Source organism: Saccharopolyspora erythraea, from assembly GCF_018141105.1.
GTDB lineage: Bacteria > Actinomycetota > Actinomycetes > Mycobacteriales > Pseudonocardiaceae > Saccharopolyspora_D > Saccharopolyspora_D erythraea_A.
In genome coordinates, this window is sequence record NZ_CP054839.1 from 7,990,854 (window position 1) to 8,011,621 (window position 20,768).

A 20,768-nucleotide genomic window follows, 5' to 3' on the forward strand; every position below is an offset into this window, starting at 1 on the left:
GGGGCATCTGGCTCCGAACAGCCTGGCGCAGATCGCACTGCCGACGGACCTCGGGCGAAGACTAGAACTGGGTGCTCAGCATGCGGCGGGCCGCTCCGCGCGGGTCCGGGTCGCTCTCGATCAGGGCGTTGACGACCGCGCCGTCCACCAGCGCGAAGTGGTGGCGCACCTGCTCCGGGCCACCGGCGACGCCGCCGCGTTCCAGGATCTCGCGCACGAGCTCCTGCAACTCCGCGTTTAGCTCCCTGATCAGCGGAGCAAGGTAGGGCCTCCGGGGTGTGCCGACCAGGCGCTCGTAGCGCAGCAGCACCGGCTCGACACCCCCGTCCCTGGACCGGGAACCCAGCAGCAGGTCGAGGATCAGGTCGATCACGGTCTCGGCCGGCAGCCGTTCGTCGCCGAGCCCGGCGAGGCACTCCCGCGCCGCGGCGAGCTCCTGCCTGCCCTCGAACTCGACCGCCGCGCTGACCAGGTCGTCGAGGCTGGAGAAGTAGTAGGTGGTGGACGCCAGCGGCAGCCCCGCCCGGTCGGCGACCGCGCGATGCCGGACCGCGTCGAAACCCCCCTCGGCCAGGAGCTGCGCGGCGGCCAATACCAGCGCCTGCCGTCGTCGCTCACCCTTGGGAGTGCTGGCCGTCGTCATGGTCGCCGATCCTATTGCGTTGCGCCGCGCCCGCCGCAGGCGTCAGTGCGCGGCACCGCTGAGGTTCAGTCCGATGACGCCGGCCGCGATGAGCACGATCGAGACGACCTTCAGCACCGACACGGGGTCGCCGAGCCACACCATGCCGATCACGGCGGTCAGCGCGGCGCCGATGCCGACCCAGACGGCGTAGGCCGGGCCGACCGGCAGGGTCCGCATCGCCCAGGCCAGGCCGGCGAAGCTGCCGGTGGCCAGCACGGCGAACCAGACCGTCGGCCACAGCCGGCTGAAGCCGTCGGACATCTTCAGCGCGATGGCCCAACCCGCTTCCAGCATTCCCGAAAGCATCAGCACGACCCAGGCCATGAGTTCCTCTCACTTCAACTCGCCCGGCGACCGGCACGGGCCCCGATCGCCTCCGACTGGTACTACCGTACAAAAATTTGGTACGCATGTACCGTTCCGGTGAGGGAAGACACCGCCCGACGTCGAGGAAGATCGCGCTGGCCTGGGGATTCAGAGCGCGAGAGTGAGGGTCCGCTGGGCGGGACCACGACGGTCACGCCTCGCGGCCGACAGCGCGGCCGGGCAGCCTCGGCGCCCGGCCCTCGCGCTGTCAGAGACGGCCGGCGAGGCCGTCTGCGATGGCGACGAGCCGCTCCCCGAACGGCGCCTCCGTCGCGCCGTCCGGGTCGCTGCGCACCACGAGCACCTGGCCGCTGACCGCCTTGCGGACGACCTGCTCCGTACCGTCCGGTCGCCGCACCTCGGTCGGTTTGGCCTGCTCCGCCCCGACCGACGACGCGGGGCTGACGATCACGCTCACGTTGCCCGTCGACGCGCCCTCGGTCAGCTCGAACGCCGCCGACTGCGAGCCCGACGGGCAGGAGCCGGACGCGGGTACCGCGGCCCGTCCGGCCGCCTCCGGCAGCGCGCCCGCCAGGGCGTCGGCCAGCCGGGCGTCGGGCGCGCCACACGAGGAACGCGTACCGGGGTCGTTCATGACGATCGGGCCGTTGGTCGGTGCGGGCTGCGCGGGTGGTTGCGGGCCGGACTCGCGCAGAGACGCGACGGTGTCCTGGTCACCGGGCGTGAACAGGCCGGTGCCGAAACCGGCCCCGACGAACAGCACCGCGGCAGCGGCGACACCACCGCCCGCCGCCGCCATCCGGCGCCGCGCGGTTATCCGGCGGGAGCCCCGCACCACGTCGCCCTCGTCGAAGGACGCCGGTGGCGCCGAGGGCACCGCCTCGCGGAACAGCTCCTCGAGCTTGCGTTCGTCCACCTGACCGCACCTCCTCACAACGCCGACCGGAGATCGCCGAGCTCGTCACCGAGGGCCTCGCGCAGCGCGGTGAGACCGCGCGCGCACTGGCTCTTGACCGTGCCCTCGCTGCACTTCATGACCTCGGCGACTCCCGCGACGTCGAGTCCCTCCAGGAATCGCAGCACCAGCACCGCCCGCTGCTTCGGCGGGACCTTGCGCAGCCCGGCCAGCAGCGTCTGCCGGGTGGCGACCGCGTTGGCCACCTCGCCCGAGACCTCGGGCGCGTCCGGCAGGACCTCGGTGGAACGCTCCCGGCGCCACGGCCGCCGGGACTCGTCGATCACCGCCCGGGTCAGCGTGCGGCGCACGTAGGCGTCCAGCGCGCCCTTGTCCCGGACCTTGCGCCAATGGCGGTGCAGCGCGATGAACGCGGTCTGGGCGAGATCGTCCGCGCGGTGCCAGTCACCGCACATCATGTACGCCATCCGACGCACCGCCTCCCGCCGAGCCGCGAAGTACTCCGCGAACTCCTGCTCCTCGCGCTGGTCCACGCGGAACTCTCCGCTCGTCAGTACTGCCACCTGTTGGACGGAACGCCCGGCCCCAACCGTTGCACGGCGGGCGGCGGCGATCCAGCTCACACCCGACCTTCATACCGAAGCCCGGGCCGGTGCCACACACCGGGCCGATTCCCTGAACCGGTGTTCGTGTGGTGTGATCGGTTCGTGACCAAAGCGGCGCCAATCGATCTCCGTTCCGACACGGTCACGCGTCCCGACGGGCAGATGTCCGCGGCGATGGCCGCGGCCGAGGTCGGCGACGACGTGCTGGACCACGACCCGACGATGCGCGCGCTGGAGGAGAAGGCCGCTGGCCTCCTCGGCACCGCGGCGGCCCTGTGGGTGCCCAGCGGCACCATGGGCAACCTGATCGCGCTCTCGCTGCACCTCCAGCGCGGCGACCGGTTCCTCGCCCCGCGCGGCGCGCACGTGCTCGACTTCGAGCTCGGCACCGCGGCCTGGCTGGCCGGCGGCATGCCGCAGCCGCTGGAGTGGACCGCGGGGCCGGGGCGCCCCACAGCGGACCTGGTCCGGACCTACACCGGGCAGAGCGCCCGCTACGACGCCCTGCACACGACGCTGCTGTGCCTGGAGAACACCCACAACGGCGCGGGCGGGGCGGTCATCCCGCCGCACGAGCACGCACTGCTCGCCGCCGCGGCCCGGGACGGCGGCCTGCGCGTCCACCTCGACGGAGCCCGGCTGTGGAACGCGGCGGTCTCGCTGGAGGTGCCGCCCGCCGCCCTCACCGTCGGGGCCGACACCGTGCAGGCGTGCCTGAGCAAGGGGCTCGGCGCGCCGGTCGGGTCGGTGGTGGCCGGATCGAAGGAGTTCGTCACCGAGGCGCGGCGGATGCGCAAGATGCTCGGCGGCGGGGTCCGCCAGGGCGGGGTGCTCGCGGCCGCGGGCCTGGTGGCGCTGGAGCGCATCGACTCGCTGGCCGAGGACCACGGCAACGCGCGGCTGCTGGCCGAGGGGCTGGCCGAGCGCGGCTGGGACGCGTCGACGCCGCAGACCAACATCGTGCTCGCGGCGGTTCCCGACGTCGGTCGCACCCTGGAGCGGCTGCGCACGGCCGGGGTGCTGGCCGTCCCGATGAACGGCCAAGTCCGGTTCGTCACCCACCGCGACGTCGGCAAGGCGACGATCGAGGAGGCCCTGCGCCGGATCGGCCGGTCGGACCGGTGAGCCCGCGAACGTCGACCGACGGGGAGGTTGGAGTGCTGCGCTGGGTGGTCTTCGACTACGGCGAGGTGATCAGCGTGCGGACGCGGGCGCTGCCGGAGCTGGCCGCGATGCTGGGCACCGACCCGGAGTCGTTCGAGACGGCCTACTTCGCCGAGCGGGTCGCCTACGACCGGGGCGGCACCGACACCGACTACTGGCGCGCGGTGGGCGCGCACTTCGACGTCGATGTCGACGACACCCGCATCGAGGCCCTGACCGGCACCGACACCAACGGCTGGCTGGACACCGACGCCGAGACGCTGCGCCTGATCGACGAGCTCGCGGACGCCGGGGTCACCCTGGCACTGCTGTCCAACGCGCCGTCGACCTTCGCCCGCGTGGCCGAGCAGCAGCCGTGGGCGCGCAACTTCGAGCACCTGGTGTTCTCCGGAGACCTGCGGCTGGGCAAGCCCGACGCGGCGATCTACCTGCACCTGCTGGACACCATCGCGGCCCGTCCGCAGGAGTGCCTGTTCTTCGACGACCGGCAGGAGAACATCGACGCGGCGCGCGAGGCGGGCCTGCGCGCCGAGACCTGGACGGGCGCGGAGGCGGCCCGCCGGAAGCTGCGGGAGCTGGGCGTCCTCGGCTAGCGGTGCCTCGTCACTTGAGCTGCTTGCGGTCCCTCGCCCAGCCCAGCGCCGCCGTGGCGACGAACAGCGCGCCGCCGATGACGGCGAGCCAGAACAGGCCCTTGAACAACACGCCGGCCACCGAGATCACGAGCCACAGCAACAGCAGCCCGCCGATCACCTTCCACAACATCCGAAGCCACCTCAACTCGGCCGACAGCGGCCCCCGAGCGGACCGTGCCTCCAGCCTGCCAGAGGAACCGCCCACCGCGACCGCCCCGAACCGACATTCCGGGAAAACTCAGGGTTCTCGGGGTCGGCCCGGCACCCCGGCCCGACCAGCGGTGTCGCGGTCAGCGGCGGAGCCAGGTCGCGAGCCGGGCCAGGGCCTCGGAGATGTCGGCGGTGCTGCCCGCGAAGGACATCCGGACGAAGCGGTGGCCGTCGACCGGGTCGAAGTCGATGCCGGGAACCACCGCGACGCCGGTGTCCTCGAGCAGCCTGCGGCAGAACGCCATCGAGTCCTCGGCGAGGTGGCCGATGTCGGCGTAGACGTAGAAGGCGCCGTCGGCGGGGGCGACCCGGGTGATGCCCAGCTCGGCGAGCCCGGCCAGCAGCAGCTCCCGGTTGGTCCGGTAGACCTGCACGTGCGCGTTGACCTCCTCGTATGCCTCGGAGGTGAACGCGCCCAGCGCGCCGTACTGCGACAGCGCGGGCGGGCAGAGCGTGAAGTTGCCGGTCAGCGAGTCGACCGCGCGCAGCAGCCCGGGCGGCACCAGCATCCAGCCCAGCCGCCAGCCGGTCATGCACCACAGTTTTGAAAAGCTGTTGACCACGATCGCCTCGCGGGAGAACTCCCACGCCGTGTGCAGCGGCTCCTCGTAGCTGATGCCGTGGTACAGCTCGTCGCTGATCAGCCGCACGTCGTTGCGCTCGCACCAGGCGGCCAGCTCCGCCAGCTCCCGCTTCGCCAGCACCGTCCCGGTCGGGTTGGCGGGGCTGGCCACGATGAGTCCGCGCACCGGCTCGTCCAGCGCCTCGAGCATCTCCACCGTGGGCTGGAACCGGGTCGACTCGTCGCACGGCAGCTCGACGACCTCGCAGCCGAGGGCGGCGAGGATGTTGCGGTAGGCGGGGTAGCCGGGCCGGGCCAGCGCGACCCGGTCACCGGCGTCGAAGGCGGCCAGGAACGCCAGCAGGAAGGCACCCGAAGCACCGGTGGTGACCACGACGTCGCCCGCCTCGACGGGCACGTCGTAGGTGCGGTTGTAGTGCCCGGCGATCGCCTCGCGCAGCCCGGCGAGGCCGAGCTGTTCGGTGTAGCCGAGCGGGTGGCTGTGCAGCGCGTCGGCAGCGGCCTCCCGCACCGCCCGCGGGGCGGGCGACGACGGCTGACCCGCGGCCAGCGACACGACGTCGCCGCGGGTGCGCTGCCGGGCAGCCGCGGCGGACACGACCTCCATCACGTGGAACGGCGGGACGTCGGCCCTGGTGGCGGCGGCGAGCAACGAGTCTGGCATGGCCCCAGCGTGCCAGGCGCCGCACGGCACTCCAACGCCCAGTCCCGGACCGCGGCGCCCGAGGGGAGCAACGCGGTGCCGGTGCGGACCGAGCCCCGGGAGCCTTGAGCGGCCGGACCGGCGAGCCCGGGCAGCGGACGGCCCGAAGGCACCGGAATCCGACTCGGCACTGGCAGTGCCGAGGCCGTCCCGTAACGGCCGGAACCGAGTCCCGGCGGAAGGGGGCCCGTTCCGCGCCTGCCGAGCGGGTGCCGGCCGCGGTGTGCCCGCGACCGGCGTCCCGTCAGTAGCCCTGGTAGCCGCCGCCCTGCGACATCGACTTCAGCCCCGGGTGGCCGTCGAAGCCGCCGTAGCGGGAGAAGGTGTAGCGGACACCGGCGATGATGTTGTCCACCGGGTTGTAGATGTCGTCGTGGCCGGGCAGCTTGTACGACTGGAACGTCGGGTCGATGCACTGCATCAGTCCCTTGGACGGCGTGCCCTTGGCGGCGTTGGAGTCCCAGTTGTTGATGGCGTGCGGGTTGCCGCCGGACTCCTTCTCGATGATCGTCCAGATCTCGTCGATGTTCTCCTCGGTCACCGGGATGCCGTTGGCCTGCAGGATCTTGATCGCCTCGCGGATCCACTGGTCGACGTTGCCCGGGGGCGGTCCGCCGCTCGGCGGCCCACCGCTCGGGCCGAGGCCACCGCCTCCGCCGCCACCACCGCCGGAGCCCGAGTCCGATCCGCCGCCTCCGCCGGACCCGCCCGAGCCACCGGAACCGCCCGAACCGGAGCCACCGGAACCGGAACCCGACTCGCCCGAGGGACCCGTGCTCTGCGGGTTGGACTGCGCGGGCGGGGGCGGAGGGGTCATGTCCCAGTCGACCTTGCGACCCGGAGCCGGGGTGAAGCTCTCGTCGCCTGCCTTTGGCAGCTTCGAGAAGACGTCGGCCATCCCCGCGGCGGCGCCGGTCAGCTCGCCCTGCGCGGCACCCAGCCCCTGGTTCGCCTCGGCGATCCTGGTGCGGGCCTCGCCCGCGTGCTGCTGCATGGCCCGCCTGATGGTGTCGTCGCGCTCCTGCGCCGCCCGCTTCTTGGCTTCCTCGTCGCCGCCCGCGGCCTGGACGGCCTTCTGGTAGTCCTGCTCGGCGCGCCTGGCGTCGGCCAGCGCCCGTTCGCCGATCGCGTTCACCGCCTCCTTGGCGGTCTCCACGACCTGCGCCGCGCGGTCCAGCGCCGCCGCCGAGCTCTCCACCGACTGCCGCGCGGTGTCGAAGCCACCGGTCAGCTTGCCCATGTAGGCGACGAACGCGTCGGCGGAGGCTCCGCCCCACGCCCCGTCCAGACCGGCGACCGCGCGCGAGAGGTCCTGCCCGCTTTCACCCGTCTTGCCCGCCGACTCGCGCCACCTGGTGCCGATCTGCCTGATGTCACCCGGCCGGCTGTTCTCGATCCTGCGCACCTGTTCCGCGAGCTCGCCACCGCCCGGCAGGCCCGCGATCTCGCCTGATATCCCCATCGGCCCGCCTCAGACCCGCATCGACTCGGCGTTGGCCGCGTCGACGTCGCCGACGTCGGTGCGAACCGCGTCCAGCGCGGAGCCGGCGCTGCGCAGCAGCTGCTCGGCCGCGTCGAACTGCTGCTTGGCCGTGGTGTCGAAGTTCCTGATCGCCGAGGCGATCGCGCCCGCCGCGTCCAGCTCGCCGAAGATCGCCGCGTCCACGTGCTGGTTCTCGAAACCGTCGCCGATCGCGCCGACCGGCCCGGCCTTGGAGTCCAGCTTCGCGCGGCAGTCGTCCAGCGCCTGCATGTTGTAACCAGCTCTGGTCACAATCGCTCTCCTAGATTTTTCCGCCGATGACGCGAAACGATCCGCGGCGGAGATCGGATCCCCTGCTCATGCCTACCAAAGCGAACCGCCCGGCGGCCGGGATTTCCCGGAATCGCCGAGCGGTTCACTCGTTTCGCGGCGCCCGTTCCGCTGCGCCGTCGCGGCCTTCTCGCCGGTTATGCGATTTTCGCGCTGTTCTCCCGTTTTCGGCGGTCGCGCGCTCAGGCGGTGGGCACGGTGACCTCGCCGCGCGCGGCGCGCAGCGCGATGTCGGTGCGGTGGTGCGAGCCGGGCAGGTGCACGCCGGCGACCCGCCGGTACACCTCCTCTCGGGCGGACTCCAGGTCGTCGCCGTTCGCCACGACCGAGAGCACCCGGCCACCGGCCGAGAGCACCGCGCCGTCCTCGCGCCTGCGGGTGCCGGAGTGCAGCACGCCCCGGCCGTCGCCGCCGTTGATCACGTCGTCCACCCGCGGGCGGCCGGGGTAGCCCTCGGCGGCGATGACGACGGTCACCGCGCAACCCGGCTCCCACTCCAGCGGCGGCAGGGCGGCCAGTTCGCCGTGGGCGACCGCGTTGAACACCGACGCCAGCGGCGTGCGCAGCAGCGAGAGCACCGCCTGGGTCTCGGGGTCGCCGAAGCGGCAGTTGAACTCGATCACCTGCGGACCGCTGGAGGTCAGCGCCAGACCCGCGTAGAGCAGCCCGGAGAACGGGGTGCCGCGCGCGGCCAGCTCGTCGACCGTCGGCTGCACGACGGTGCGCACGACGGTCTCGACCAGGTCGTCGGCAGCCCACGGCAGCGGGGCGTAGGCGCCCATGCCGCCGGTGTTGGGGCCGTGGTCGTCGTCGCCGACCCGCTTGAAGTCCTGCGCGGGCAGCAGCGGCACCACGGTCGTGCCGTCGACGAAGCAGAACAGCGACGCCTCCGGCCCGTCCAGGAACGACTCCAGCAGCACCGGGTGCCCGTCGTCGAGCAGCTTCAGCGCGTGCGCGCGGGCCGCGTCGAAGTCGGAGGAGACCAGCACGCCCTTGCCCCCGGCCAGGCCGTCGTCCTTGACCACCCAGGTCGGCCCGAAGCGGTGCAGGGCCTCGTCGAGCTTGGCGGGGTTGTCCACGATCTCGCTGTGCGCGGTGGGCACCCCGGCGGCGAGCATGACGTCCTTGGCGAAGGCTTTGGAGCCCTCGATCCGCGCGGCCGCCTTCGACGGCCCGAAGCAGGGGATGCCCGCGGCGCGCACCGCGTCCGCGGCGCCTGCGACCAGCGGCGTCTCCGGGCCGAACACGACCAGGTCGGCGGCCCACTTCCTGGCCAGCTCCGCGACCTCGGCGGGCTTGGCGACGTCCACACCATAGGATTCGGCCAGCGCGGCGGTCCCGGCGTTGCCCGGGGCGCAGGCCAGCGCGGTCACCGACGGGTCGCGGGACAACGCCAGCACGATCGCGTGCTCCCGGCCGCCGGCACCAATCACGAGGATTCGCACGGGCGCAGCGTAGAACTTCCGGTGCCGTCGGCGAGCCCTGCCCCCGTCCAGGTGTGTCGGATCGGACATCCGGCGCAAGCCGGGCACCGTGGGAGTGGTCGGCGTCACCTGTTCAGCTCCACGTCCCCGCACCGGCCGGCACTGTTCACCCACCGGTCGGCGCCGGTCCCACTTCCGGTGGGCGAATGGTCGCTTGCACCGGCTCGGGTTGGGCCCGAGCCTTGATCGTCGACCGGCGCGAGGCCGCCGGAGCACACACGGAGGTCCAACCATGATCCGGGCACGTCTGACGGCGCTGGCCGTCGCAGGAGCCGCGGTGCTGGGTACGGTGATCCAGCTCCCCGCGAGCGCGGCCCCCGCCCAACCGGGCGACCGCGTCGAGGTCTTCGGGCACCGCGGCGCCTCCGGGTACCGCCCCGAACACACCCTCGCCTCCTACGAGCTGGCTGCCCGGATGGGCGCCGACTACATCGAGCCCGACCTGGTGCCCACCAAGGACGGCGTGCTGGTGTCCCGGCACGAGAACGAGATCAGCGGCACCACCGACGTCGCCCAGCGGCCGGAGTTCGCCGACCGCCGGACCACCAAGGTCATCGACGGCCAGGAGCTGACCGGCTGGTTCACCGAGGACTTCACGCTCGCGGAGCTCAAGACGCTGCGCGCCGTCGAGCGCATCCCCGACATCCGCCCCAACAACACCGTCTACAACGGCCGCTGGCAGGTGCCGACCTTCCAGGAGGTGCTGGACCTGCGGGCGCGGCTGTCCAAGGAGCTGGGCCGCGAGATCGGCGTGGCCCCCGAGACCAAGCACCCGAGCTACTTCGCCCGCATCGGCCTGCCGCTGGAGCCGGGCGTGGTGCGGACCCTCGACCGCAACGGGCTGAACAAGCGGCACGCGAAGGTCGTGGTGCAGTCCTTCGAGGTGGGCAACCTCAAGCGGCTCGACGAGTCGCTGGAGGTGGGGCTGGTCCAGCTCATCAGCAACAGCGGTGCGCCGCAGGACCTCATCGAGGCCGGAGACCCGCGCACCTACGCCGACCTGGTCAAGCCCGAGGGGCTGCGGGAGATCGCGGGCTACGCCGACGTCATCGGCCCGGACACCAAGGTCGTCCTGCCGGTCGACGACCAGGGCCGGCTCACTGAGCCGACCACCGTCGTCGCCGACGCCCACGCGGCGGGCCTGCAGGTCGTGCCCTACACGGTCCGCGCGGAGAACGAGTTCCTGCCCGCCGACTTCCGCTCCTCGGACGTGCCGTCGGCCTACGGCGACGTGTTCGGCTTCTACGCCGCGCTGTTCGCCCAGGACATCGACGGGATCTTCGCCGACCACCCGGACACCGCCGTCATCGCGCGCGACGAGCACGCCGCGCGCTGAGGCCGTCCTCGGCGCGGTGCCCCGGTGCCGCGCCGAGGGGCCTGTCCGCATCGCGGTCCTCCGGAGGCGGCGAGAGCCACCGGGCTCCGCCCGTGCGTAGCCTGTCCACCGCGGACGGAGGTGGTGCGCGGTGGCCCAACTGCTGCTGGTCCTGATCGGGGCGCTGCTGGTCACCGCGCTCGCGCGCAGCCGGGAGATCGCCGCACCGCTGCTGCTGGTGCTCACCGGGCTCGTGGTGTCGCTCGTCCCGGGGACCGAGGACTTCCGCATCGACCCCGAGCTGCTGCTGACCGCGGTCCTGCCGCCGCTGCTCTACGCCGCCGCGCTGGGCAGCTCCTACACGAACTTCCGCTCGCGCATCCGGCCGATCGCCTACCACGGCGTGATCCAGGTCGTGGTGACCGCGTTCCTCGTCGGCTGGCTCGCCTTCGTCCTCATCCCCGACCTGCCGCTGGCCCCGGCGCTGGTGCTCGGAGCGGTGATCGCGCCACCGGACGCGGTGACGGCCTCGGCGATCGGTAGGCAGCTCCACCTGCCCCGCGCGCTGATGACGATTCTCGGCGGCGAGAGCCTGATCAACGACGCGGCCGCCCTCACGCTGTACCGGATGGCGATGGTCGCGGTCGTCAGCACCGCGCCGACGCTCGCCGAGGACCTGCGGGTCTTCGGCCAGGCCGTCGTCGTCGGCGTCGCGGTCGGGCTGCTGTTCGGCGTGCTCGCGCACGCCGCGCGCACCCGGGTGCCCGACGTCCAGGTCGCCACGCTGCTCGGCGTGCTCGTGCCGTTCTCGGCATACCTGCTCGCCGAGCAGTTCGGAGGTTCCGGGGTGCTGGCCGTGGTCGCCGCGGGCCTCTACGTCGGGCACAAGCAGCCGCGCGCCCGCGCGGCCGGACGCCTCCAGGAGCACACGGTCTGGGAGTCGATCAACCTGCTGCTGGAGAGCCTGGTCTTCGCCTACATCGGCCTGCAGCTCAGCGACGTCATCGCCCAGGTCGTCTCGACCGGGCGCGACATCCGGTGGGTGGTGCTGGCGGCCCTGCTGATCCTGTTCGCGACGATCGCCTTCCGCGTCGTCTGGATGTACACGTCGAACTACCTGCCCGGCCTGTCGCACCTGCTGCGCTCGGGGGAGCCCCGCGGCACGTGGCGGCGCAGCGCCGTACTGGCGTGGACGGGCATGCGCGGCGTGGTCACCCTGGCGGCGGCGGGCGCCATCCCGGAGACGACCGCCAGCGGGGCGCCGTTCCCGGCGCGGGAGACGGTCCAGTTCGTCGCGTTCGTCGTCACCGTCGGGACGATCCTCATCCAGGGCACCACGCTGCCGTGGCTGATCCGCAGGCTCGGCGTCACCGACCCGCGCGAGGCCGAGGACGACGACCGCTCCGAGGCGGAGGCGAGGCGGATCGCCACCGGCGCCGCGCTGGCCCACCTCGACCGGCTCAGCCCCCGAGACCTGCAATGCGACCAGGAGCGGTTCGACCGGGTGCTGCCGCGCATCCGGACGATGCTGGAGCACCAGGGCATGCTCGCCGCCGACCAGGTCGGCAGGACGCCCGACGAGCGGGAGGACACCACCCGGCAGGTGTTCACCGACCTGCGCCGGGAGCTGCTGGAGGTCCAGCGGGCCGCCATGGCCGACGAACGCGACGCGGGCCGCCTCGACGACGAGGTCCTGCGCCGCGTCCTGCGCGAGCTGGACCTGCAGGAGGCCGCGCTGGAGAACTCCTGGCGCAACCGCTGAGCGGTGGGCCTGACTTCGATCTTGAAAGCGGCGCAGCCGCTTGGCCCACCGCCGCAACCGGAACCGCCGCGGTTCTCAGGCATCCTCTGGCGAGGACAGCTTTTTCGCCGCGTATGGCTGATACGTCAGAAAAAGATCCCGGAGCCAGAGGGCGCCTGAGGTTCCGCCACCGGAACCGCCGCACAAGGCAAGTCCGAAGACAGCCACTCAGGCGTGGTCGGCGCCGACCAGCTCCTCCGCCTGCTCCTGGCTGCGGCGCTCGTCGCGCACCGCGGCGATCTGCGTGCGGCCCCAGCGCTCGGAGAAGCCGTAGCGGCGGCCCAGCGCCACTCCGCTCAGCGGCTGGCCGTCCTCCAGGGAGCGGCGGTAGTCGCGGCGGGCGGCCTCGCGCTTGTCCTGGTCGGTCATCTGATCCGGCTTCACGACGGGCAGGACCTCCGTCTTCTCGCCCGGGTCCTCGTCCTTCCCGGCGGTGCCCATCCGGGCGGTCGCCGACTCGTCGGCCTTGCTGCTGGACGAGTCGTCGGGCTTCTCCTCGGCGGCTGCCTTCCCGGCGTCGCCTTCGGTGGTCTCCACCGAGACGGTTTCGCTCGCCTTCGCGAGAGCCGGCTCGGCGGTCTCCTCGGCCTTGTCCGCCGCCGTCTCAGGCAGCGGGTCGGCAGCCTCGCCGGACTCCGGTGCCTGCGCAGCCGCGGGCCTGTCGTCGCTCTCCGCCGGCGCAGGGACTTCCCCAGCGGCCTTCGCGGGCTCGCGGTGGTCGGCGGGCGCGCCGGCCGCCGCGGCGGGCGCGCCGGCCTTCGCGGAGGGCACCTCGGGCTCGCCGCTCGCCTTCGGCTCGGCCGGGACGTGCGGGACCGGCTCCGGCCTGGGCGCGCTCGGCGCGAAGGGCACCGCCCGCTCCCGCTCCTCGACCGCGGCCACCGGCCGCGCGACAGGCGCGGTCGGTGCCACGGCGACCGTCGGAGCCTCCGCCGGTTCCGTCGCGGCCACCGCCTGCTGCCGCGCGGGTTGCCCCTGCGGCGCGGCCGTCGTTGCGACGTCGCGCGGCGGCTCGACGAAAGCGGGCGACTCGGTCGAGACCGTGGTCGACGTGCCGAGCCCGGCGATCTCGGAGACCGGGATGTCGGTGACCTGCCTGCGGAACGCCACCGAAGTGCCGCCGCGGTCGACCAGCCACCTCAGCAGCAGGAGCCCGGGGCGCAGCCGCAAACGGCGCTTGCCGTGCCGCTCCTCGTAGTCGGCGCGCAGCTCGGCGAGCACGACGTCGAACACGGCCACCGCGGCGACCGGGAGCCCGGCGGCGACGATGCGCGCCTCCGGCGTCGTCTGGTGGATCCAGTTGATCCACGAGCTGATCGCGGTGAAGATCCACATCAGCAGCCGGCCGCGCAGGGCGCTGCGGCCGTGGATGGAGGCCCGGTAGGTGATCAGCGTGGCGCCGAAGGCGGCGCCGTCGAAGGTCGCCGGGATCAGCCACGCCGACCAGTAGCTGAAGCCGACCATCTGGTCCTGGCCGTATGCGTGCAGGCCGACGAAGCTGGCGCCCCAGCCCATCACCGCGGCCATCGCCACGAAGCCCAGCGCCGCGCGGGAGAGCCAGAGGCCCTTGCTCTTGCTCGTGTTCTGCTGGTCGCTCAAGGTTCATCCTCAGACAGCCGGTCCATGAGCAGTGCCGCGCGGTGGTGCGTGATCGTCGCGGGGCACCGGTGAATCCTAGAGACAGTCGAACACGAACGAGTGACACCCCATCGGTCACTCGAAGCGGTGCAGGTCGCCGCGGTCGCGGACCTCCGCGACGCACCGGTCACTCGACGTCGAGCACGGCCTTACCAGTGACTTCCCTTCCGAGCAGCGCCTTGGCGGCCTCGTCGTAGCGCAACCACGAACCGCGCCAGCCGATGTCGGCGGTCAGCTCTCCCGCGGCGATCAGGCCAGTCAGATATTCAAGATCCGTTCTCAGATCGGTACCCATCCGGAAAGCGGTCAGCGACTTGGCGGGACCCACCGTCGAGTACGGCGGGAAGGTCGCGGGCTCGCCGGAGGTCCAGCCGATGCTCTGCACGACACCGCCGGGCTCCAGCAGCTCCCACGCCCGCACGAGCTGCGGACCGCCGACGTTGTCGATCACCACGTCGAACGGCCCCACGTCGTCGAGACGGCTCACCACCTCGTGCGCGCCCAGCTCGGCAAGGCCCGCACCGCGACCGGAGAGCGCGACCACGTGCGCGCCACCCCGCGCCGCCAATTGCACCGCGAACCGGCCGACACCGCCTGACGCACCGGTCACCAGCACGCGGCGCCCGAGCAGCGGGCCCGACCGGTGCAGCGCACGCAGCGCCGTCACGCCCGCGGCCGGGACGGCGGAGGCCACCGCGAGCGACACGTCGTCGGGCACCACGGCCAGCTCGCCGACAGGCACCGCGCGCAGCTGCGCCCACGCCCCGCCGAGGCCGAAGGTCACCACCCGGGAGCCGACGGCCGGACCGGAGCCGTCGGCGGCCGCGCGCGCGACGACACCCGAGGCGTCCCAGCCGTGCACCGCGCCGGGCTCGGCCTCCGGCGCCCGCGCGAAGGCGACCTCGCCGTGGTTCAGCGACACGTGCTCGACGTCGACCAGCACCTCGTTCGCGGCGGGCACCGGATCCGGGGCGTCGCCGAGGGACAGGCCGGACGCGGTGCCCGGCGTGGTCAGGAGTGCGCGCATGACGACCTCTCTCGCGGTGATCGGACGGTGCACCACAACCGCACTCCGGGTGACGCTATTCCGGCGAACGGGTGTGATCCCGCGACCAGGACACCGGAAAGGCGACAGGCCCCGGCACGGAGCACCGGGGCCTGTCGACGAGCGCGAGAATCACGCCATCGTGTGTCGCACGATGGTCTGGTCGCGGCCCGGGCCGACGCCGATCGCCGAGATCCGCGCGCCGGAAAGCTCCTCCAGCCGCTTCACGTAAGCCTGGGCGTTGGCGGGCAGGTCCTCGAAGCCGCGGGCGCCGCTGACGTCCTCCCACCAGCCCGGCAGCTCCTCGTAGACCGGGACCGCGTGGTGCACGCCGGTCTGGGTCATCGGCATCTCGGTCACGCGCTCGCCGTCGACGTCGTAGGCCACGCAGACCGGGATGGTCTGGAGCCCGGTGAGCACGTCGAGCTTGGTGAGGAAGTAGTCGGTGATGCCGTTGACGCGGGTCGCGTAGCGCGCGATGACGGCGTCGAACCAGCCGGTGCGGCGTGAGCGCCCGGTCGTGACGCCGAACTCGCCGCCCGCCTTGCGCAGGTTCTCCCCGGCGTCGTCGGTCAGCTCGGTCGGGAACGGACCGGCACCGACGCGGGTGGTGTAGGCCTTGAGGATGCCGACCACGCCGTTGATCCTGGTCGGCCCGATGCCGGAACCGGCGCACGCACCGCCCGAGGTCGGGTTGGAGGAGGTGACGAACGGGTAGGTGCCGTGGTCGACGTCGAGCAGGGTGCCCTGCGAGCCCTCCAGCAGCACCGTCTCACCGCGGTCCAGTGCCTGGTTGATCAGCAGCTTGGTGTCGGCGATCCGGCCCGCGAACTTCTCGGCCTGGCCGAGCACGGTGTCCACGACCTCGTCGACGTCCAGCCCGCGCCGGTTGTAGACCTTGACCAGGATCTGGTTCTTGATGTCGAGGGCGGCCTCGACCTTCTGCCGCAGGATCTTCTCGTCGAGCACGTCCTGCACCCGGACGCCGACCCGCGCGATCTTGTCCTGGTAGCACGGCCCGATGCCGCGGCCGGTGGTGCCGATCTGCTTCTTGCCCAGGTAGCGCTCGGTGACCCGGTCGATGGCCACGTGGTAGGGCATGATCAGGTGCGCGTCGGCGGAGATGAGCAGCCTGGTGGTGTCGATGTCGCGGGCCTCCAGCCCGGCCAGCTCCTCCAGCAGCACCCCGGGGTCGACCACGACGCCGTTGCCGATCACGTTCGTCACACCGGGGGTGAGGATTCCCGACGGGATGAGGTGCAGCGCGAAGTCCTGCCCGTCCGGAAGCACCACGGTGTGACCGGCGTTGTTGCCGCCCTGGTAGCGCACGACCCACTGCGCCTGCTCGCCGAGCAGGTCGGTCGCCTTGCCCTTGCCCTCGTCGCCCCACTGGGCTCCGATCAGCACGATCGCCGGCATGTGAAACTCCAACCTGGACTGGGGTGGTCGCTCACGCGGACCTGCGTCCACCACGGGTATGCCGGTCGATCAGGGTAAACCAGGAGCCAAACGTGAGTACGACTGCATTGTCCTGCGGAAACGTCGATCGCACAGCGCGTCCTTGCGGACACGGTGTGCGATGGCTCGACGTCCCGGCCACGCCGGGCCGCGCGGACGTCGACTCGCTGCTGGCCGATCTCGAGGGCCGCCTGCTCGTGCACGGCACCGACGCCGACCTGGCGGCCGTCGTGCTGCGCCTGCTGCGCAAGGACCGGATCGCCCACGTGGAGGTCGGCTACGTGCCGGTCGCGGAGTCGCCGGCGACCCGCCTCTACGGCCTGGCCACCGGGGACGCCGGGTTCGAACAGGCGCTGCACGGCGCGGTCCGGCCGGTGCCGCTGGTCAGGGACGACTCCGGCGGCGTGCTGGTCGCCTCCGGCGTGGTCGAGCCGATCACCGGGCAGGTCTACTGCGACGACCAGCAGGTGCTCAACGGCTCGGCGCTGCGCATGGAGGTCGCCCCGGACCCGGACGCGGCGCGGCTGCCGGAGCCGACCTCCGACCCATTGTCGGCGATGCTGGAACCCGCCTCCGACGGCATCCGGGTCACCACCACGCGCCGCGCGTTCCTGCGCAGGCGCGAGGAGGTGGTGCGCGGCCGGGCGCTGCAGGCGAGCTTCCGCTCGGCGACCGTGGTCCGCGACGGCGTGGCGCACCCGCGACCCGCGGAGAAGTGGGGCTGGTACCGGCACACCGAGGACCTGCGGCTGGCTGCCGGCCGCTGAACGCCGTGCATAAGTCACCGACCGGTGTGACGATAGGTGGCGAATTCACGTCAGGTCACCCGCCGGCCACCCTTTGGCATTGATCCGGCCACCTGGCTGCTTCATGGTCATCGGCGAAAAGCTGCCTGCGAAAGGGACGCCATGACACTCCACCGATCGCTGCGCGCCACGTTGCTCGCCCTGCCCCTCGCCGGTGCCCTCACCGCCGGGCTGGCCGTTCCGGCCGGGGCGACGCCGCCCGCCATCCCGGACGCCTCCACCGCCAAGAGCTGGCTCGCCGAGCTGACCGTGGCCCCCGAGGGCTCCATGGACGGCTACGACCGCGAGAAGTTCCCGCACTGGAGCGAGGGCGCCGAGAACTGCGACACCCGCGAGGCCGTGCTCAAGCGCGACGGCGAGAACGTCCAGACCGGCTCCGACTGCTACCCCACCTCCGGCACCTGGAACAGCCCCTACGACGGCGGCAGCTGGACCAAGCCCAGCGACGTCGACATCGACCACGTCGTCCCGCTGGCCGCCGCCTGGCGCTCCGGCGCCGCCCAGTGGACCCAGCAGCAGCGCGAAGCCTTCGCCAACGACCTCGAAAGCCCGCAGCTGATCGCCGTCACCGACAACATCAACCAGGAGAAGGGCGACCAGACGCCCGACCAGTGGATGCCGTCCAAGACCGACTACCACTGCACCTACGCCTCGATGTGGGTGGCCTCCAAGCACAAGTACGAGCTCACCATCACCGACGCCGAGAAGGGCGCCCTCAACACCGCCCTCGGCACCTGCTGAGACCTCCCCAAGCCGGGGCGCCGATGACCGGCGCCCCGGCGCGGGCGGCTCAGTCCTCCTTCTGCTCCTCCCGCGGGTGCAGCGGCGGCAGGGCGGAGATGGCCTCGGTCCGGCTCAGCCCGGTGGCCTGCAGCAGGTCGACCGCGATCGACCGCACCTGCAGGACCACCACCTGCATCGAGAAGTCGCCCTCACCCAGCAGCTCCACTGTGGACCTGCGCGCCACCCCGCGGGCGGTCTCCCGCGCCTGCAACGGTTCCACGCCGCTCGCCAGCTCGTCGCGCAGCAGCACCACCGCGCCCGCCAGCTCCTCCAGCAGACCGGGCAGCGGCCGCGGCACCGGCTCGCCGTCCTGCAACGCCGCGAGCGCCCGCCTTGCCAGCACACGCGTGTTGCGCAACGCGCGGTCGATCGGCGTCGCCGCGGTCTCGTAGCGCTCCAGGTCGCCACGGCGTCGCCAGCGGATCGGCGCGAACCGGGCGATCTCGTGCCCGGCCTCCAGCGCCGAGCGGAACTCCTCCACCGAACGCTGGCTCTTGCGGGCCGCGGCCAGCACGTTGGACGCGGTCGCCGTGTCCAGCCCGGCCACCGCACCGGCGACCCCGCGCAGCGCGTCGGCCAGCGCGCCGAGCACCACCCGTCCGTTGCGGTGGGCGACCGTGAGGGGGTTGGCCGGCAGCAGCGCGGCCACCACGAACCCGACGAGGCCGCCGACGGCCGCGTCGATCATCCGGGTCAGCCCGCCCGCCGTCGCGGGCGGCAGCAGCGTGGCGACCAGCACCGACGAGGACGCCGCCTGCAGCACGATCACGCCGCCGCTGTCGAGCAGCACCGCCGTGCTCATCGCCAGCGCGACCACCAGGGCGATCTGCCACCAGCCGGTGCCGATCACCGAGATCAGGATGTCGCCGACCCCGATGCCGATGCTCACCCCGACCACCAGCTCCAGCGCCCGGCGCATCCGCTGACCCAGCGAGACGCCCAGCGAGATCACCGCGGCGATCGGCGCGAAGAACGGCTGCGGGTGTCCGATCACGTTCTTGGCCAGCGCCCACGCCAGACCGGCCGCCACCGCGCACTGCACGATCGGCGTCCCGGTGCGCAGCAGGCGGCGCATTCGGCGGCTGAGCTCCTCGCGCAGTCGATGCACACTGGACATTGTCCGTCACGCGACGCGCGGCGTCGCGGGTGTCCGCGTCCTGCGCGAACGCCGCGGACAGGGTGTCTCTGATCCGGATCGGCGAGTCGGAGGTGCGTGGTGGGTGCGGGACGTCAACGTGATCGGTTGTCCGACGAGGTGCTGACCGAGCGCACCGGGCGAGGTTGGGACGAGTGGTTCGCGCTGCTGGACCGGTGGGGAGCCGCCGGACGCACCCACGGCGAGATAGCGGCCCACCTCGGCGCCGAGCACGGCGTCGACGACTGGTCGGCGCAGAGCATCACCGTCGGCTACGAGCAGGAACGCGGCATGCGCACCGCGGTCACCGTCTCCAGGACGATCGCGGCGGGCGCGGCCCAGGTGCACCGCGCGTTCACCGACGACCGCGAACGCAGGCAGTGGCTGGCCGACGCGCCGCTGCGGCTGCGGACCGCGACCGCGCCGGGATCGGCCCGCTTCGACTGGGGCGAGCGATCCCGGGTCAGCATCACGATCATCGCCAAGGACGCGGACAGGAGCAGCGTCCACGTCGAGCACAACCGGCTCGACTCGGCCGAGGACGTCGAGCCGACCCGGGAGTACTGGCACGCCCGGCTCGACGACCTCAAGTCCCGCCTGGAGTTCTGCTGATTTCGGCGAATCCTTCCCGAGAGGGAGGACGACCGCTCCCGAGCGGGAACCGGACCGGGGCAGCCGCGGGCGATCGTGTCCGCATGGAAATCTCGAGGAACTCACCACGAGCCGCGGCGTACGGCGCGGCGACGTGGGGCGCGCTGTTCGCGCTCGTCCACGCCTACTGGCTGTTCGGCGGGCGGCTCGGCCTGCCCGCCGGGCTGTCGGTGCGGGGCAACCTGCCGCTGCTGATCATCGACCTCGTCGCGATCCCGCTGTGCGCGGGTGCGGCAGTGCTCGCGCTCGCCCTGGTGCGGGACTGGGGGCGCCGGTTCCCGCGTCGGCTGCTGCTGGCAGGCGCATGGGGCACCGCCGCGCTGCTCGTCGTGCACAGCGCGCCGTCGGTGGTCGACTGGGCGGCGCTGCTGCTGGGCCGGCTCCACCTGGCCGAGCTGGACGCGATGGCGTACTTCGCGACGGTGCTCTACGAGCCGTTCTTCCTCGCGGGCGGTGTCCTCTTCGGTCTCGCCGCGCTCGGGTACCAGCGGACCCGCTGACCCGGCGCGCGGGCGCGCCGGGCCGCGACGGCCGTCAGGCCAGGCCGGTCGCCTCCAGCGAGGCCGGGTCGCTGTCGGCGAGCAGCTGGCGGCAGCGGTCGTACTCGTCGTCCTCGCCGATCTGCTTGGCGGCCTTGGCCAGCACCGCGATGGCGCGCAGCACGCCCTGGTTCGGCACGTGGCTCCACGGCACCGGGCCGAAGCCCTTCCAGCCGGACCTGCGCAGCGCGTCCAGGCCGCGGTGGTAGCCGGTGCGCGCGTAGGCGTAGGCGGCGACGGTCTCGCCGGACTCCAGAGCCAGCTCACCGAGCCGCGCCCACGCGGCGCTGAAGGCGGGGTGGTGGGCGGCGACCTCGGCGGCGTCGGTGCCGGCGGCGAGCTCGGCCCGCGCCGGCTCGTTCTCCGGCAGCAGCGTGGCCGGCGGTTCCAGCAGGTTCCCGTGCGTCATGCCGACATCCTCTCACCCGCGCGGAAAAGCCGACGGCCCGTCCACCGCGCAGGATCCACGCGG

Annotated in this window: 22 protein-coding genes; 8 read left to right on the plus strand and 14 right to left on the minus strand. The window is 72.7% G+C overall.

Annotation, left to right across the window (positions count from 1 at the left end; genetic code table 11):
* Positions 1–61: 61 nt before the first annotated feature.
* The 4 genes from HUO13_RS36030 to HUO13_RS36045 form a co-directional block, all read right to left on the minus strand.
* The gene (locus tag HUO13_RS36030; protein ID WP_211899295.1) at positions 62–643 is read right to left on the minus strand and encodes a TetR/AcrR family transcriptional regulator; all 582 of its coding nucleotides are present in this window, start codon (positions 641–643) and stop codon (positions 62–64) included.
* 42 nt (positions 644–685) lie between these two features.
* Positions 686–1,009 (minus strand): DMT family transporter, encoded by a 324-nt coding sequence (locus HUO13_RS36035; RefSeq protein WP_009948778.1) that lies wholly within the window; start codon positions 1,007–1,009, stop codon positions 686–688.
* Between the two features lie 250 nt (positions 1,010–1,259).
* Positions 1,260–1,928 carry a hypothetical protein gene (locus HUO13_RS36040; protein WP_211899296.1) on the minus strand — a complete coding sequence of 223 codons (669 nt, stop codon included), beginning with the start codon at positions 1,926–1,928 and terminating at the stop codon, positions 1,260–1,262.
* A gap of 14 nt (positions 1,929–1,942) precedes the next feature.
* The gene (locus HUO13_RS36045) at positions 1,943–2,461 is read right to left on the minus strand and encodes a SigE family RNA polymerase sigma factor (protein ID WP_009948776.1); all 519 of its coding nucleotides are present in this window, start codon (positions 2,459–2,461) and stop codon (positions 1,943–1,945) included.
* A 174-nt stretch (positions 2,462–2,635) separates the two neighbouring features.
* Here HUO13_RS36045 and HUO13_RS36050 point away from each other — a divergent pair, with 174 nt between their 5' ends.
* Together HUO13_RS36050 and HUO13_RS36055 are read left to right on the plus strand one after the other, a co-directional pair.
* Positions 2,636–3,658 (plus strand): threonine aldolase family protein, encoded by a 1,023-nt coding sequence (locus HUO13_RS36050; RefSeq protein ID WP_211899297.1) that lies wholly within the window; start codon positions 2,636–2,638, stop codon positions 3,656–3,658.
* 32 nt (positions 3,659–3,690) lie between these two features.
* Entirely contained in the window at positions 3,691–4,290 is a 600-nt protein-coding gene (locus HUO13_RS36055; protein ID WP_211899298.1) for an HAD family hydrolase, read from the plus strand.
* A gap of 10 nt (positions 4,291–4,300) precedes the next feature.
* Here HUO13_RS36055 and HUO13_RS36060 read toward each other — a convergent pair whose 3' ends face one another.
* The 5 genes from HUO13_RS36060 to purD form a co-directional block, all read right to left on the minus strand.
* Positions 4,301–4,462, minus strand: coding sequence for a hypothetical protein (locus HUO13_RS36060; protein ID WP_211899299.1), 162 nt, complete (start codon positions 4,460–4,462; stop codon positions 4,301–4,303).
* Between the two features lie 160 nt (positions 4,463–4,622).
* Positions 4,623–5,789 carry a pyridoxal phosphate-dependent aminotransferase gene (locus HUO13_RS36065; RefSeq protein WP_211899300.1) on the minus strand — a complete coding sequence of 389 codons (1,167 nt, stop codon included), beginning with the start codon at positions 5,787–5,789 and terminating at the stop codon, positions 4,623–4,625.
* 283 nt (positions 5,790–6,072) lie between these two features.
* Positions 6,073–7,290 (minus strand): transglycosylase SLT domain-containing protein, encoded by a 1,218-nt coding sequence (locus HUO13_RS36070; RefSeq protein WP_211899301.1) that lies wholly within the window; start codon positions 7,288–7,290, stop codon positions 6,073–6,075.
* 9 nt (positions 7,291–7,299) lie between these two features.
* On the minus strand, positions 7,300–7,602 hold the full coding sequence (locus HUO13_RS36075; RefSeq protein WP_249124322.1) for a hypothetical protein: 303 nt from the start codon (positions 7,600–7,602) through the stop codon (positions 7,300–7,302).
* 221 nt (positions 7,603–7,823) lie between these two features.
* Entirely contained in the window at positions 7,824–9,086 is a 1,263-nt protein-coding gene (gene purD / locus HUO13_RS36080; protein WP_211899302.1) for a phosphoribosylamine--glycine ligase, read from the minus strand.
* A gap of 271 nt (positions 9,087–9,357) precedes the next feature.
* Between purD and HUO13_RS36085 the strand changes: the two genes are divergently transcribed.
* Together HUO13_RS36085 and HUO13_RS36090 are read left to right on the plus strand one after the other, a co-directional pair.
* Positions 9,358–10,461, plus strand: coding sequence for a glycerophosphodiester phosphodiesterase (locus tag HUO13_RS36085; RefSeq protein WP_211899303.1), 1,104 nt, complete (start codon positions 9,358–9,360; stop codon positions 10,459–10,461).
* A 130-nt stretch (positions 10,462–10,591) separates the two neighbouring features.
* Entirely contained in the window at positions 10,592–12,202 is a 1,611-nt protein-coding gene (locus tag HUO13_RS36090) for a Na+/H+ antiporter (RefSeq protein ID WP_211899304.1), read from the plus strand.
* A 207-nt stretch (positions 12,203–12,409) separates the two neighbouring features.
* On the opposite strand, the gene HUO13_RS36095 is transcribed toward HUO13_RS36090, so the two are convergent.
* The 3 genes from HUO13_RS36095 to HUO13_RS36105 all read right to left on the minus strand — a co-directional run bounded on the left by HUO13_RS36095 (position 12,410) and on the right by HUO13_RS36105 (position 16,343).
* Positions 12,410–13,840 carry a DUF2637 domain-containing protein gene (locus tag HUO13_RS36095; protein ID WP_211899305.1) on the minus strand — a complete coding sequence of 477 codons (1,431 nt, stop codon included), beginning with the start codon at positions 13,838–13,840 and terminating at the stop codon, positions 12,410–12,412.
* A gap of 166 nt (positions 13,841–14,006) precedes the next feature.
* Positions 14,007–14,906 carry a zinc-binding dehydrogenase gene (locus HUO13_RS36100; RefSeq protein WP_249124323.1) on the minus strand — a complete coding sequence of 300 codons (900 nt, stop codon included), beginning with the start codon at positions 14,904–14,906 and terminating at the stop codon, positions 14,007–14,009.
* Positions 14,907–15,056: 150 nt separating this feature from the next.
* Positions 15,057–16,343: an adenylosuccinate synthase gene (locus HUO13_RS36105; protein WP_211899307.1), complete on the minus strand. Its 1,287-nt coding sequence runs from the start codon at positions 16,341–16,343 to the stop codon at positions 15,057–15,059.
* Positions 16,344–16,498: 155 nt separating this feature from the next.
* Between HUO13_RS36105 and HUO13_RS36110 the strand changes: the two genes are divergently transcribed.
* The gene (locus HUO13_RS36110) at positions 16,499–17,149 is read left to right on the plus strand and encodes a hypothetical protein (RefSeq protein WP_249124324.1); all 651 of its coding nucleotides are present in this window, start codon (positions 16,499–16,501) and stop codon (positions 17,147–17,149) included.
* A 141-nt stretch (positions 17,150–17,290) separates the two neighbouring features.
* Positions 17,291–17,929, plus strand: a complete 639-nt coding sequence (locus HUO13_RS36115) for an HNH endonuclease family protein (RefSeq protein WP_211899308.1) — start codon at positions 17,291–17,293, stop codon at positions 17,927–17,929.
* A gap of 49 nt (positions 17,930–17,978) precedes the next feature.
* On the opposite strand, the gene HUO13_RS36120 is transcribed toward HUO13_RS36115, so the two are convergent.
* Entirely contained in the window at positions 17,979–19,088 is a 1,110-nt protein-coding gene (locus HUO13_RS36120) for an FUSC family protein (RefSeq protein ID WP_249124325.1), read from the minus strand.
* Between the two features lie 126 nt (positions 19,089–19,214).
* On the opposite strand from HUO13_RS36120, the gene HUO13_RS36125 reads away from it, so the two are divergent.
* Positions 19,215–19,718: a hypothetical protein gene (locus HUO13_RS36125; protein WP_211899309.1), complete on the plus strand. Its 504-nt coding sequence runs from the start codon at positions 19,215–19,217 to the stop codon at positions 19,716–19,718.
* Positions 19,719–19,801: 83 nt separating this feature from the next.
* Positions 19,802–20,257, plus strand: a complete 456-nt coding sequence (locus HUO13_RS36130; protein ID WP_211899310.1) for a DUF3995 domain-containing protein — start codon at positions 19,802–19,804, stop codon at positions 20,255–20,257.
* A gap of 34 nt (positions 20,258–20,291) precedes the next feature.
* Here the strand turns inward: HUO13_RS36130 and HUO13_RS36135 are convergent, their stop codons facing one another.
* A complete protein-coding gene (locus HUO13_RS36135; protein WP_211899311.1) occupies positions 20,292–20,705 on the minus strand; it encodes a DUF3151 domain-containing protein in 414 nt (137 codons plus the stop codon).
* Positions 20,706–20,768: the final 63 nt, after the last annotated feature.

Coding starts and splice junctions, on each gene's coding strand:
- HUO13_RS36030 (WP_211899295.1), bottom strand. CDS start 643: ATGACGACGGCCAGCACTCCCAAGGGTGAGCGACGACGGCAGGCGCTG.
- HUO13_RS36035 (WP_009948778.1), bottom strand. CDS start 1,009: ATGGCCTGGGTCGTGCTGATGCTTTCGGGAATGCTGGAAGCGGGTTGG.
- HUO13_RS36060 (WP_211899299.1), bottom strand. CDS start 4,462: ATGTTGTGGAAGGTGATCGGCGGGCTGCTGTTGCTGTGGCTCGTGATC.
- HUO13_RS36065 (WP_211899300.1), bottom strand. CDS start 5,789: ATGCCAGACTCGTTGCTCGCCGCCGCCACCAGGGCCGACGTCCCGCCG.
- HUO13_RS36070 (WP_211899301.1), bottom strand. CDS start 7,290: ATGGGGATATCAGGCGAGATCGCGGGCCTGCCGGGCGGTGGCGAGCTC.
- HUO13_RS36085 (WP_211899303.1), top strand. CDS start 9,358: ATGATCCGGGCACGTCTGACGGCGCTGGCCGTCGCAGGAGCCGCGGTG.
- HUO13_RS36100 (WP_249124323.1), bottom strand. CDS start 14,906: ATGCGCGCACTCCTGACCACGCCGGGCACCGCGTCCGGCCTGTCCCTC.
- HUO13_RS36105 (WP_211899307.1), bottom strand. CDS start 16,343: ATGCCGGCGATCGTGCTGATCGGAGCCCAGTGGGGCGACGAGGGCAAG.
- HUO13_RS36115 (WP_211899308.1), top strand. CDS start 17,291: ATGACACTCCACCGATCGCTGCGCGCCACGTTGCTCGCCCTGCCCCTC.
- HUO13_RS36120 (WP_249124325.1), bottom strand. CDS start 19,088: ATGTCCAGTGTGCATCGACTGCGCGAGGAGCTCAGCCGCCGAATGCGC.
- HUO13_RS36130 (WP_211899310.1), top strand. CDS start 19,802: ATGGAAATCTCGAGGAACTCACCACGAGCCGCGGCGTACGGCGCGGCG.
- HUO13_RS36135 (WP_211899311.1), bottom strand. CDS start 20,705: ATGACGCACGGGAACCTGCTGGAACCGCCGGCCACGCTGCTGCCGGAG.